At 74.0% G+C, this 12,293-nt stretch carries 15 protein-coding genes; 7 read left to right on the top strand and 8 right to left on the bottom strand.

The window, feature by feature from the left end; all coding sequences use genetic code 11:
- The first annotated feature begins 57 nt into the window (after window positions 1-57).
- The 6 genes from HDG68_RS08650 (at window position 58) to HDG68_RS08625 (ending at window position 4,177) form a co-directional block, all read left to right on the top strand.
- Window positions 58-1,104 (top strand): LLM class flavin-dependent oxidoreductase, encoded by a 1,047-nt coding sequence (locus HDG68_RS08650; RefSeq protein WP_172151124.1) that lies wholly within the window; start codon window positions 58-60, stop codon window positions 1,102-1,104.
- 71 nt (window positions 1,105-1,175) lie between these two features.
- Entirely contained in the window at window positions 1,176-1,457 is a 282-nt protein-coding gene (locus HDG68_RS08645) for a type II toxin-antitoxin system prevent-host-death family antitoxin (protein ID WP_172151122.1), read from the top strand.
- Entirely contained in the window at window positions 1,454-1,840 is a 387-nt protein-coding gene (locus HDG68_RS08640; RefSeq protein ID WP_172151120.1) for a PIN domain-containing protein, read from the top strand. Before HDG68_RS08645 ends, HDG68_RS08640 begins: the two co-directional genes overlap by 4 nt.
- Window positions 1,841-1,912: 72 nt before the next feature.
- On the top strand, window positions 1,913-2,533 hold the full coding sequence (locus tag HDG68_RS08635; protein WP_343037495.1) for an acetyltransferase: 621 nt from the start codon (window positions 1,913-1,915) through the stop codon (window positions 2,531-2,533).
- 41 nt (window positions 2,534-2,574) lie between these two features.
- Window positions 2,575-3,294 (top strand): MBL fold metallo-hydrolase, encoded by a 720-nt coding sequence (locus tag HDG68_RS08630; protein ID WP_172151420.1) that lies wholly within the window; start codon window positions 2,575-2,577, stop codon window positions 3,292-3,294.
- Between the two features lie 7 nt (window positions 3,295-3,301).
- Window positions 3,302-4,177, top strand: coding sequence for an LLM class flavin-dependent oxidoreductase (locus tag HDG68_RS08625; RefSeq protein ID WP_172151118.1), 876 nt, complete (start codon window positions 3,302-3,304; stop codon window positions 4,175-4,177).
- Window positions 4,178-4,207: 30 nt separating this feature from the next.
- On the opposite strand, the gene HDG68_RS08620 is transcribed toward HDG68_RS08625, so the two are convergent.
- The 3 genes from HDG68_RS08620 to purS are packed head-to-tail and all read right to left on the bottom strand — an operon-like array spanning window position 4,208 to window position 5,705.
- Window positions 4,208-4,717 (bottom strand): GNAT family N-acetyltransferase, encoded by a 510-nt coding sequence (locus HDG68_RS08620; RefSeq protein WP_172151116.1) that lies wholly within the window; start codon window positions 4,715-4,717, stop codon window positions 4,208-4,210.
- Window positions 4,714-5,433 (bottom strand): phosphoribosylformylglycinamidine synthase subunit PurQ, encoded by a 720-nt coding sequence (gene purQ, locus HDG68_RS08615; RefSeq protein ID WP_172151114.1) that lies wholly within the window; start codon window positions 5,431-5,433, stop codon window positions 4,714-4,716. The genes HDG68_RS08620 and purQ overlap by 4 nt, the downstream gene beginning before the upstream one ends.
- On the bottom strand, window positions 5,433-5,705 hold the full coding sequence (gene purS / locus HDG68_RS08610) for a phosphoribosylformylglycinamidine synthase subunit PurS (RefSeq protein ID WP_172151112.1): 273 nt from the start codon (window positions 5,703-5,705) through the stop codon (window positions 5,433-5,435). Before purS ends, purQ begins: the two co-directional genes overlap by 1 nt.
- Window positions 5,706-5,897: 192 nt before the next feature.
- Between purS and HDG68_RS08605 the strand changes: the two genes are divergently transcribed.
- Complete coding sequence (locus HDG68_RS08605) at window positions 5,898-7,436, top strand: arylsulfotransferase family protein (RefSeq protein ID WP_172151109.1); 1,539 nt, start codon at window positions 5,898-5,900, stop codon at window positions 7,434-7,436.
- A 25-nt stretch (window positions 7,437-7,461) separates the two neighbouring features.
- Here the strand turns inward: HDG68_RS08605 and HDG68_RS08600 are convergent, their stop codons facing one another.
- The 5 genes from HDG68_RS08600 to HDG68_RS08580 all read right to left on the bottom strand — a co-directional run bounded on the left by HDG68_RS08600 (window position 7,462) and on the right by HDG68_RS08580 (window position 12,262).
- Entirely contained in the window at window positions 7,462-8,433 is a 972-nt protein-coding gene (locus HDG68_RS08600; RefSeq protein ID WP_172151107.1) for a phosphoribosylaminoimidazolesuccinocarboxamide synthase, read from the bottom strand.
- Window positions 8,430-9,722 carry a phosphoribosylamine--glycine ligase gene (gene purD / locus HDG68_RS08595; RefSeq protein WP_172151105.1) on the bottom strand — a complete coding sequence of 431 codons (1,293 nt, stop codon included), beginning with the start codon at window positions 9,720-9,722 and terminating at the stop codon, window positions 8,430-8,432. The genes HDG68_RS08600 and purD overlap by 4 nt, the downstream gene beginning before the upstream one ends.
- 54 nt (window positions 9,723-9,776) lie before the next feature.
- Window positions 9,777-10,484 carry a transporter substrate-binding domain-containing protein gene (locus HDG68_RS08590; RefSeq protein WP_172151103.1) on the bottom strand — a complete coding sequence of 236 codons (708 nt, stop codon included), beginning with the start codon at window positions 10,482-10,484 and terminating at the stop codon, window positions 9,777-9,779.
- Window positions 10,481-11,776 (bottom strand): adenylosuccinate synthase, encoded by a 1,296-nt coding sequence (locus tag HDG68_RS08585; protein WP_172151101.1) that lies wholly within the window; start codon window positions 11,774-11,776, stop codon window positions 10,481-10,483. The genes HDG68_RS08590 and HDG68_RS08585 overlap by 4 nt, the downstream gene beginning before the upstream one ends.
- Before the next feature lie 108 nt (window positions 11,777-11,884).
- Window positions 11,885-12,262 (bottom strand): STAS domain-containing protein, encoded by a 378-nt coding sequence (locus HDG68_RS08580; protein WP_172151099.1) that lies wholly within the window; start codon window positions 12,260-12,262, stop codon window positions 11,885-11,887.
- Between the last annotated feature and the right edge of the window lie 31 nt (window positions 12,263-12,293).

The raw sequence follows: 12,293 nt of genomic DNA, 5'->3' as shown, positions 1-12,293 counted from the left end.
CATCCGGAATAGGCACCGCGCCGCCACCGGTTGACCTGGGCGATGAACGACACCGGCATGCCCACCACCCCCGCCCTCTCCGTGCTCGACCTCGTCCCCGTCCGCTCCGGGCAGTCCAGCGCCCAGGCGCTCGCGTCCTCGATGACCCTCGTGGAGCGTGCCGACGACCTCGGGTTCGCGCGCTACTGGTTCGCCGAGCACCACAACATGCCCGCCGTGGCGGCCTCCACGCCCCCGGTGATGATCGCCGCGGCCGCGGCGCGCACGTCGCGCATCCGCGTCGGGTCGGGCGGTGTCATGCTGCCGAACCACGCCCCCCTCGTGGTGGCCGAGCAGTTCGCCGCGCTGGAGGCCCTCGCCCCGGGCCGCATCGACCTCGGCATCGGCCGCGCCCCCGGCTCTGACCCCGTCGTGACGGCGCTGCTGCGTTCCTCCGGACCGACGTCGGACGTCGAGAGGTTCCCGGAGCACGTGCGCAACATCCTCGCGCTCATGGAGCCGGAGGGCGCCCGGCTGCGGCTGACCGACGGCAAGACCTACGACGTGCACGCCACCCCCGCCGCGACCGCCGCCCCGACCCTGTGGCTGCTGGGATCCTCGGACTACTCGGCACGCCTGGCCGCCGAGCTCGGGCTGCCGTACGTGTTCGCCAACCACTTCTCCGGGGCCGGCATCGACCAGGTGCTCGCCCTCTACCGCGACGGGTACCGTCCCAGCGAGGCACACCCGGAGCCGCGCACCTTCCTCACCGTCAACGCCGTCGTGGCCCCGACCGCCGAGGAGGCGCACGAGCGGGCGCTGCCGCAGCTGCGCGCGATGGCCCGGCTGCGCACCGGCAAGCCGATGGGCACCGCGGAGACCGTCGACAAGGCGCTCGCCGCCCCGCTCGACGGGCTCGGGCAGCAGATGATCGAGGACATGCGCCCGCGATGGCTCATCGGCACCGCCGACGACGCCGCCGCCGAGATCCGCCGGCTCGCCGACCGCCACGGCGTCGACGAGGTCATGGTCGTCCCGGTGGCCGGCACCTACGCGACCGAGCCCCTGGACGCCACCCCCGGCCGGGTGCAGACCCTGGAGCTGCTGGCCGGCGCCCTCGCGTGAGCCCGCCCGCTGCGCGGCGGCGCCGAGGTGGACTAAGTTGGACTGAGTCCACCTGAGTCAGGGAGCAGACCGTGAAGACCGTCAACGTGCACGAGGCGAAGACCCACCTGTCCCGCCTGCTCGCCGAGGTCGAGGCGGGCGAGGAGATCGTCATCGCACGCGCCGGCAAGCCGGTGGCACGCCTGACCCCGGAGGTCCCGGTGCCGAGCCGTCGCCGCCTCGGGCCGCTGGCGGGCCAGTTCTCGATGCCGGACGACTTCGACACCTGGGCTCAGGACGAGATCGTCGCGATGTTCCACGGCGGTACGGCGGACACCCCGAGCGCCGCGGACGCACCGGGAGCTGAGCGGTGAGGTATCTGCTCGACACGAACATCCTCGTGTGGACGCTCGGCTACCCGGACCGCCTGCCCGACGCGGCGGCCGAGATCCTCGCCGACCGGGAGCCGGACATCTGGTTCAGCGCGGTGAACATCTGGGAGATCGGCATCAAGTACCGCCTCGGCCGACCGGACTTCGACCTCAATCCGCACGTCGCACGCGCCTCGACGCTCTCGCTGGGGTTCACCGAGCTCGCCGTCGACGGTGCGCACGCCGCGGCCGCCGCCGACCTGCCGCCGATCCACCAGGACCCGTTCGACCGCCTCCTGGTCGCCCAGGCCCTGCTCACCGGCTCCACGCTCCTGACCAGCGACTCGACCGTCGCCCGCTACCAGGGGCCGATCCGCCTCGTGTGACGGCGGGCCGACCGGACGACTCCGGGCGGACGTCGGTATCGTGAGCGGGCGACCACGACCTGCGAGGTGACCGTGCCCCCCACTGCCAGAACGCCGAGCCCGACCCCGGTGCTGCGCGACGACGACCCGCAGCGCGTCCGGCTCGAGGCCGACGGCTGGACGGTGGTCGCGCGGTCGTGGGGCGCCGTGCTGACGGCCGACGACGTGGACGTGAGCCGGCTGCGCGACGCGGTGACCGCCGTCGGACCGGACCTCGCCGTCCGCCCGCTCACCGCCGACGACGTGGAGGACGCGCTCGCCCTGGACGCCGCGACCCTCGACGACCACCCCGGTGGCCCCGCGACGGCGCACCTGCCGCTGACGCCGAGCACCGCCCGACCCACCGACGTGCGGCGCGGGTACGGGGCGTTCGACGGCGGCGAGCTGGTGGCGATGACGTTCGTCGACCGCGACGGTCGGACGGCGGAGACGGACTTCACCGTCGTGGCGCCGGTGTGGCGGGAGCGCGCCGTGGCCACCGCCGTGAAGGCCGCCTCGGTCCTGGGCCTCCTCGGCGACGGCGTGCGCCGCTTCCGCACCGGCGGCGCCACCGAGAACGAGGCCATCCTGCGGGCGAACGCCCGACTCGGGTACGTCGTCGACGAGCAGTGGCTGACCTACGCGCCCCCGGAGGCCGCGCCGTGCGCACCCTGACCCCGTCGATCTCCGTGCTGCGTGCGGACAACCCCGGCCCGATGACGCTGGACGGCACCCGCTCGGTCGTGCTGCGGGCTCCGGGTGCGGCGGCGTGCGTCGTGGTGGACCCGGGGCCCGACGACGGCATCCACCTGGCGGCGCTCGCCACGGCCGGCCCGGTCGTGCTGATCCTGATCACGCACCGGCACGCCGACCACACCGCGGGCGCACCGCGGCTGCGCGAGCTGACGGGCGCCCCGGTCCGCGCCGCCGACCCGGAGCACTGCCACGGTGGGGACCCGTTGAGCGCCGGTGAGGTGATCGAGGCCGGTGGTGTCCGCATCGAGGTGCTCGCCACGCCCGGCCACACGGGCGACTCGGTGTCGTTCGTGGTCACCGGCGCCGACCAGGAGCCGGTGGTGCTGACCGGTGACACGGTGCTCGGCCGCGGCACCACCGTCATCGCGGAACCCGACGGCTCGCTGGCCGACTACCTCGCCAGTCTGGACGCGCTGGAGCGCGTGGGTGACGGTCGTCTCGGGCTGCCCGCCCACGGTCCCGAGATCGAGGACCTGGGTGCGGCCGTCCGGGCCTACCGGGCCCACCGGATCGAACGGCTCGACCAGGTGCGCGCCGCCCTGGAGGTGCTCGGCACGGACGCCGGGGTGGACGACGTCGTCACCCACGTCTACGCCGACGTCGACCCGTCGGTGCTCCCGGCGGCGCGCCAGTCGGTGGCGGCCCAGCTCGCGTACCTGCGGCGGCCCGGAGGGGCATGATGGAGCGATGACCGTCCGCCTCGGCATCGCCCACGTCCCCACCCACGCCCCGGAGTCGCTGCGCACCCTGGCCACGGCGGCCGAGGACGCCGGCCTCGACGACCTGTGGGTCTGGGAGGACTGCTTCAAGCAGAGCGGGCTCGCCTCGGCGGCCGCCGCGCTGGCGTGGACGGACCGGATCCGCGTCGGGCTGGGGCTCATGCCCGCCCCGCTGCGCAGCACGGCGCTGACCGCGATGGAGATCGCCACCCTGGCCCGGTCGTTCCCGGGCCGGTTCGTCCCCGCCGTGGGGCACGGAGTGCAGTCGTGGATGGGCCAGTCGGGCGTGCGCGTCGACTCGCCGCTGACGCTGCTGCGCGAGCACCTCGAGGCGCTGCGCAGCCTGCTCGACGGCGGCCAGGTGACGACGTCGGGCCGGTACGTGACGCTCGACGCCGTGCGCCTCGACTGGCCGCCGACGACGCCGGTGCCCCTGTGGACGGGTGGGTTCGGCCCCCGCACGCTGGCGCTGACCGGCGAGCTCGGCGACGGGCTGATCCTGGGCAACGCGCTCACCCCCGACGCCGTGCGCGACGCCGTGGCCATCACCCGGGACGCTGCGACCGCCGTCGGACGCGAGCTGGTCGACGTGCACGCCACGCTGATCGTCGCGACGGGTCCGCACGCGGCGGACCGACTCGCGGCCGAGCTGCCCCAGTGGGGCGCCGAGCCGGCGAGCGGGATCGGGGCGGCGGGCGGCGCCGACGAGGTCGCCGCGGGCGTGCGGGCCCTGGCCGATGCCGGGGCGACCGCCGTCGCGATCCAGCCCACCGCCGACGAGCCGGACCTGGCCGGGCTGGCGGCGTTCCTGGGCCGTGAGGTCAGGCCGCGGCTCGCCGACTGAGCGCTCCCGTCCGCTCGCGGACGAGCAGAGTCAGAGGTCCTTGCCGTAGCAGCGCTGGTCGTCCTCGGCGGCGTACCGGCCGTACGACTCGATCGGCGCGTAATCGAGGGCGACGTACATCGCCATCGCCTCGGGCTGGGCGGTGCCGGTCTCCAGCACGAAGCGCCGGAACCCGACCTGCCGGGCGGCACGCTCGAGCTCGCCCATGAGTCGCCGGGCAACGCCGTGGCCCCGGTGCTCGGGGAGCACGTAGACCCGCTTGACCTCGCCGGTCGCGGCGGGATGGGCGGTGCCGTGCCCGCGGCCGTCGTCGGTGCCGGAGACGTCCCGGACGCTGCCGCACCCCGCGGTCACGCCGTCGACCCGCGCCAGGAGCGTCACGACGATGCTCGCCGGGTCGATGACCTCCTTGGCGTCCTCGTCACCGCCGTAGCGGCGGCCCAGGTCGGCGACGGCCTCGGCACGCAGCGCGACCGCCTCGGCGTCGTCCCAGGGGACCTCGACGATCTCGACCGTCGCGGTGCCGACCTCGAGGCTCATGCGTGGACGAGGGCCGCGAGCACGGACGTGAAGAAGCCCAGCCCGTCCACACCCGTCTTGGTGCCGTCGGCGGCCTCGGGGCCGAACCCGGCCTCCACCGCGTGCTCCGGGTGCGGCATGAGCCCCACCACGTTGCAGGCGGCGTTGGTGATGCCGGCGATGTCGCGGCGCGAACCGTTCGGGTTGGTCCCGACGTAGCGGAAAGCGACGCGGCCCTCCCCCTCGAGCTCGTCCAGGGTGCGCTCGTCGGCGACGAACTGGCCGTCCTGGTTCTTCAGCGGGATCGTGATGTGCTGACCCTGCTCGTACCGGTTGGTCCACGCCGTGGACGCGTTCTCCACGGCCAGGACCTGCTCGCGGCACACGAAGTGCAGGTGGTCGTTCTTGATCATGGACCCCGGCAGCAGGTGCGCCTCGGTGAGGACCTGGAAGCCGTTGCAGATGCCGAGCACCGGCATCCCGCCACGAGCGGCGTCCACGACGGCGTCCATCGCGGGCGCGAACCGGCTGATCGCCCCGGCCCGCAGGTAGTCGCCGTAGGAGAACCCGCCGGGCAGCACGACGGCGTCGACCCCCTGCAGGTCTCCGTCCGCGTGGAACAGGGACACCGGCTCCCCGCCGGCCAGCCGCACGGCGCGGGCCGCGTCGCGATCGTCCAGGGTGCCCGGGAACGTGATGACGCCGATGCGGGCGGAGGCGAGCGTGCCCGCGGCCATCAGGCCACCGCCCCGGCGGACTCCTCGGAGGCGTCCGCGACGCGCACGACGTCCTCGATGATCGGGTTGGACAGCAGCGTCTCGGCGGCCTGGCGGGCGGCCTCGAGCACCTCGGGCGTCACCTCGCCGTCGACCTCGAGCTCGAACCGCTTGCCCTGACGGGCACCGGAGAACTGGGTGAAGCCGAGGCGCGGCAGCGCCCCGACCACGGCCTTGCCCTGGGGGTCCAGGATCTCGGGCTTGGGCATGACCTCGACGACGACGCGTCCCACTTCGGGCTCCTCAGCGCTCGGCAGGGCCGTCACTCCGGGTTCTGGCTGCCGACGTCGGCGCGGCGGAGGCGCACGGGCAGCGAGCGGGAGCACGACGGCGGGATTCCGTCCGCCAGTCTAGCGCCCCGGCCCGACCACCCGGGACGCCCGTTCTGCTGGCGCCGGGTGCGCGCTGTGGGGCACTCTCGGAGCATGACCCTGCACCGTCCCCGCGTCCGGCACCGGCCCCGCGGCACCCGGACCACCACCGCCGTCGTCGCCGCCGGCGCCCTCGTGCTGCCGCTCGCCGCCTGCTCCGGCTCGGGGTCCGAGGAGCCGGAACCCGAGCCGGGACCCGACGCCGAGCCCCGCACCTACCGCACCGTCGAGATGACGGCGCCGCCCCTGCCGATCACGGAGGGGGACGCCGCGGACCAGGACGACTCCGACGCGCTCTACTTCCTCGCGCCCAAGAAGGAGGCCGAACCGCACCTGGGCGGCCTGATCGTGGACGCCACGGGCGAACCCGTGTGGATCGACCCGGCGGAGACGCCGATGTACGACTTCCGCGTGCAGGAGTACGACGGCGAGCCCGTCCTGACCTACTACCGCGGCAAGTCGGACTTCGTGGGCCACGGCACCGGGGACATCCAGCTGCTGGACACCTCGTACGAGGAGATCGCGACCGTCACGACCGGCGGGGACCTGGACCCGCACCTCGCCGACCTGCACGACACCACGATCACGCCCGAGGGCACGATGCTCGTCCTGGCCTACCCCGTGGTGCCGCTGGACCTCACGCCCGTCGGCGGCCCGGAGGACGGGTACGTCTTCGACGGCGTCGTGCAGGAGGTGGACATCGCCACCGGCGAGGTGCTGCACCACTGGTCCGCCCTCGACCACGTCGACCTGACCGACACGTACGCCGAGGTCGAGCCCGAGGACGGCGACCCGTCGGGAAGCGAGGAGAACCCCTTCGACTTCTTCCACGTCAACTCGGCGACCCTCACGCCCGACGGCGACGTGCTCATCTCGAGCCGGCAGTACCACGCCGCGTACGCCGTGGACCGCACCAGCGGCGAGGTCCGCTGGACGCTCGGCGGGGAGGACTCCGACTTCACGATGGAGGGCTCGGGCGAGGACGACGAACCCGGCACCGGCGCGCAGTTCGCGTGGCAGCACGACGTCCAGCAGCACGACGACGGCACCGTCACCCTGTTCGACAACCAGGGCAACCCTCCGATCGGCGAGCACTCCCGCGGCCTGCGGCTCGCCCTCGACACGGACACCATGACCGCGTCCGTGGACCAGGAGTGGCTGCCCAGCGACCCGGAGCTGCTCGCCGGCAGCCAGGGCAACCTGCAGGTCCTCGACAACGGCAACGTGATCGTCGGGTGGGGCGACGCGCAGTGGACCAGCGAGTACACCGACGACGGCACCCTCGTGCGCGAGTTCCCGTTCCTCGGCGGGGAGACCTACCGGGCCTACCGCTTCGACTGGCAGGCCACGCCCACGGACCCGCCCGCCGTCGTCGTCACCGACGGCACGGCGTACGTCAGCTGGAACGGCGCCACCGACGTCGCGAGCTGGCGTCTGGTCGCGGGCGCCGACGCCGACTCGGCGTCCGAGGTCGCCACCGTGGCGCGCGACGGGTTCGAGACCGCCGTGGACGGCGTGCCCGACGACGCCGAGTACGTCGCGCTCGAGGCCCTCGATGCCGACGGGGAGGTCCTCGCCACCGGCACCCCGTGAACCGGCGCGGCCAGTCTGCGGCCCGTCAGCGCAGCGGGGCCCCGGTGAGGCGCTCGTACGCCTCCAGGTAGCGCTCGCGGGTGCGCTGCACGACGTCGGCCGGCAGCGCGGGCGGCGGCGCGTCGCCCGCGCGGTCCCACCCGGAGGCGTCCGACGTCAGCCAGTCGCGCACGAACTGCTTGTCGAAGCTCGGTTGCGCGCGGCCCGGCTCCCAGTCGTCGGCGGGCCAGAACCGCGACGAGTCCGGGGTGAGGACCTCGTCGCCGAGCACGATGCGCCGCTCGCCGTCCGGGGCGGCCACCGTCCCGAACTCGAGCTTGGTGTCCGCGAGGATCACGCCGCGCTCGCGGGCGACCTGTTCGGCGCGGGCGTAGACGGCGAGGGTGAGGTCGCGCAGCCGCGCGGCGTCGTCGTCCCCGATCCGGCGGGCGACCTCGGCGAACGTGACGTTCTCGTCGTGCTCGCCCACCTCGGCCTTGGTGGCCGGGGTGAAGATCGGTGCGGGCAGGCGCGATCCGTCCTCGAGCCCGGCGGGCAGCGGGATCCCCGTGACCTCCCCGCCGGCCCGGTACTCGGCCAGTCCCGACCCGGTGAGGTAGCCGCGGGCCACGCACTCGACGGGGAACATGTCGAGGCGGCGGCAGATCATCGCGCGGCCGGCGACGACGTCGGGCACCAGCCCGTCCCCCGGCTCGGCGCTCGCCTCGGTCGAGACGACGTGGTTGTCCACCAGGTCGGCGAGCTGGTCGAACCACCACAGGCTGAGCTGGGTCAGCACCACCCCCTTGTCGGGGATCCCGGGGCTGAGCACGTGGTCGTAGGCCGACACGCGGTCGCTGGCGACCACCAGCACGACGTCGCCCAGCGGGTGGACGCCACCGAGGGCGGGCAGGTCCGGGGCGTACAGGTCGCGGACCTTGCCGGAGTAGACGTGCCGCCAGCCGGGCAGGTCCAGGGGTCCGCCGGCGAAGGCGTCGGACGTGTCGAGTTCGGTCACGGCAGCTGCACCTCTCCGCGCTCGGCGGCGAGCGCGATGTCGGTCCGGTGGTGGGAGTCGGCCAGGTCGACCTCGGCGACCCCGGCGTAGGCGGCGGCGCGCGCCGCGGCGAGGTCCTTCCCCCGCCCGACCACGGACAGCACGCGACCGCCCGCGGACACGAGCGTGCCGTCGTCGGACCGGGCGGTGCCCGCGTGCAGCACGTGGACCGCGTCGAGCACCTCGGCGGCCTCGACGCCGGCGATCGGGTCCCCCGTGCGGGGTGCCTCGGGATAGCCGGTGGACGCCACCACGACGTTGACGACGGCGTCGTCGGACCAGACCAGCGGCGGGAAGTCGGCGAGCTCGCCGCGCGCGGCCGCGAGCAGCACCCCCGACAGCGGCGTGGTGAGGCGGGCGAGCACCGCCTGGATCTCCGGGTCGCCGAAGCGGGCGTTGAACTCGACCACGCGGGTGCCGCGGGAGGTCAGCGCGAGCCCCACGTACAGCACGCCCACGAACGGGGTGCCGCGGCGCACCATCTCGTCCACCGTGGGCTGCGCGATCCGGTCGACGACCTCGCCGACCAGGCCGGACGGCGCCCAGTCGAGCGGCGTGTAGGCGCCCATCCCGCCGGTGTTGGGGCCCTCGCCGCCGTCGAGCGCCCGCTTGAAGTCCTGGGCGGGCACCATGGGCGACACGGTCGTGCCGTCGCACAGGCAGAAGAGCGAGACCTCGGGGCCGTCCAGGTACTCCTCGACCACGACGCGGGCGTCCGCGCCGCGGGCGGACAGCGCGGCGTCGGCGTGCGCGAGCGCCTCGTCCCGGTCGGAGGTGACGACGACGCCCTTGCCGGCGGCCAGACCGTCGTCCTTGACGACGTAGGGCGGGCCGAACGCGTCCAGGGCGGCGGCGACCTCGTCGAGGGAGGTGCACACGTGCGCCATCGCGGTGGGCACGTTGGCCGCGGCCATGACCTCCTTGGCGAACGCCTTGGACCCCTCGAGCCGGGCGGCCTCGGCGGACGGACCGAAGACGGGGATGCCGGCGTCCCGCACGACGTCGGCCACCCCGGCGACCAGGGGCGCCTCGGGTCCGACGACGACGAGGTCCGCGCCGAGCTCCGCGGCCAGCGCGGCGACGGCCGTACCGTCGAGGGCGTCGACGGGGTGCAGCGTGGCCTGCGCGGCCATGCCGGGGTTCCCGGGGGCCGCGTGCAGCTCGTGCACGTCACCGCCCGAGGCCTCGGCCGCGAGGGCGTGGACGATGGCGTGCTCGCGAGCACCGTTCCCGACGACGAGGATCTTCACGGGGCCTCAGTGTAGGTGCCGGGACCCGACGGCGGGGCGGTGGCCCGCATGCCGTCAGGACGCGACGGTGGCGTCCTGGCCGGAGGCGGCGAGGGCGTCGGCCACGAATCCGCTCCCGACCAGGTCCGCGACCTGGTCGCGCAGCCAGTCGACGGCCGTGGGCGCCCGGTCGCGCCCGGTGGCGACGGCCTGCCGGATCTCGGTGAACCGCGGCTCGAGCACCCGCACGTCGCGGGCGTCGGCCCAGCGCGTCAGGGGCTGGCGGATCCCGGCGGCGACGTCGGCCGCCCCGGCCTCGAGCACGGCCGTGCCCTCGGCGCCACGCACGATCTGCGCGTGCTGCAGCGTGCGGGTCAGCGCCAGGTCGTACGCGGACCCCTCCTTCACACCGATCCGCACACCGGGGGCGTCGACGTCGTCCGCCGTCCGCAGCGACGACGACGCCGGTACCGCGTACACGCCCTCGATCAGCACGTAGGGGTCGGTGAACGCGACGTGCTCGGCACGCTGCGGCTCGGCGGCGAGGAACCCGACGTCGACCCGCCCGTCACGCACGGCGGCGAAGGAGTCCCGCGCCGCGTCGGTGCAGGTGAGGTCCACGTCGACGTCGAGGCGCGCGGCCAGCTCGCGGGCGAGCGCGACAGTCACCCCGCTCGGCGCGTCCGGCGTCCCCTGGGCGAGCACGGCGTTGCCGAGGTTGATCACGGCGCGCAGCACCCCGGTCGGGGCGAGCGCGGCGACCACCGCGGCCGGGGCCGTCATGCCCGGGCGTGGATGAGGTCGTGCACCGGGATGATCTCGTCGCGTCGCGGGCCGACGCCGATCGCGGAGATGCGGCAGCCCGACATCTCCTCGAGCGCCCGGACGTACGCCTGGGCGTTGGCGGGGAGCTCGTCGAACGACCGGCACCGCGAGATGTCCTCCCACCACCCGGGGAACTCCTCGTAGATCGGCTTCGCGTGGTGGAACGCCGACTGGTCGTCCGGCATCTCGTCGTAGCGGACGCCGTCGACGTCGTAGGCCACGCACACCGGCACCTTCTCCATGCCGGTGAGCACGTCGAGCTTGGTCACGACCAGGTCGGTGAGCCCGTTGACCCGTGCGGAGTAGCGGGCGATCACCGCGTCGTACCAGCCGCAGCGGCGGGCGCGACCGGTGGTGACGCCGTACTCGCCGCCCGTCTTGAGCAGGTACTCGCCGTCGGCGTCGAACAGCTCGGTGGGGAACGGCCCCTCGCCCACGCGGGTGGTGTAGGCCTTGATGACGCCGATGATGGAGTCGATGCGCGTCGGCCCCACGCCGGAGCCGGTGACGGCGCCGCCTGCCGTGGCGTTCGACGACGTGACGAACGGGTAGGTGCCGTGGTCGACGTCGAGCATGGTCGCCTGGCCGCCCTCGAACAGCACGGTGCTGCCGGCGTCGAGCGCCTGGTTCAGTGCCAGCCCCGTGTCGGCGACCATCGGGCGCAGCCGCTCGGCGTGGCCGAGGAGCTCGTCGACGACCTCGTCGACCTCGACGGCGCGACGGTTGTAGACCTTGACCAGCAGGTGGTTCTTCTGGTCCAGCGCCCCCTCGACCTTCTCGCGCAGGATCTTCGGGTCGAACAGGTCGGCGACGCGCAGGCCGACGCGGTTGATCTTGTCGGCGTAGGCCGGGCCGATGCCGCGGCCCGTGGTGCCGATGCGCCGCTTGCCGAGGAACCGCTCGGTCACCTTGTCCACCGTGCGGTGGTAGGACGCGATGACGTGCGCCTGCGAGGAGACCATCAGCCTCGAGGTGTCGACCCCGCGCGCGTTCAGGGCGTCGAGCTCCTCGAACAGCACGTCGATGTCCACCACGACGCCGTTGGCGATCACGGGCGTCACGCCCGGCGACAGGATCCCGGACGGCAGCAGGTGCAGGGCGTACTTCTCGTCACCGATGACGACGGTGTGCCCGGCGTTGTTGCCGCCGTTGAACTTGACCACGTAGTCGACGCGGTCGCCGAGGAGGTCCGTCGCCTTCCCCTTGCCCTCATCGCCCCACTGGGCGCCGACGAGCACCACGGCTGGCATGGATCAACTCTCCTCGTGTGTCGTGGAGACCGGCGGTCGGCCGCCGGCCTCACCGGAGTTTACCGGTCCGTGACCAAGGTTTTCGATCGACCGGGCCGAGGCGGTGTGTCAGGAGGGCCGCGGACGCTGCGGGAGCTGGACCGGGCCCGTCCCCGGCGACTGCGAGGCGGACTCGCAGCGGTGGTCGGTGTCGATGCGGAACAGCTCCAGCGCCCCGCACACCTCGAGCACGAACAGGTCGCGCTCGTCCGCCCCCCGCAGCACCGTCGCTCCCCCGCGCTTGCGGCCCGAGTCGGCCAGCGAGATCAGGAACGCCGCACCCGTGGAGTCCATGAAGGTGACCCGGCACATGTCGATCACGAGCAGCTGGCGGCGCAGACCCACCACGCGCGCGGCGATCTCGGGGAACTGGTCGCGCTCGGCAAGATCGAGGTCGCCCGCGATCACGAGCGTCGTCGTCGTGGAGGACGTCGCGATCTCGATCATGCGCCGAGCCTACCGGCGAACCCTGCCGGGC

Source organism: Isoptericola chiayiensis (assembly GCF_013149805.1).
In the GTDB taxonomy this organism is placed as follows: Bacteria; Actinomycetota; Actinomycetes; order Actinomycetales; family Cellulomonadaceae; genus Isoptericola; species Isoptericola chiayiensis.
This window is presented reverse-complemented; position numbering and strand designations above follow the sequence as displayed.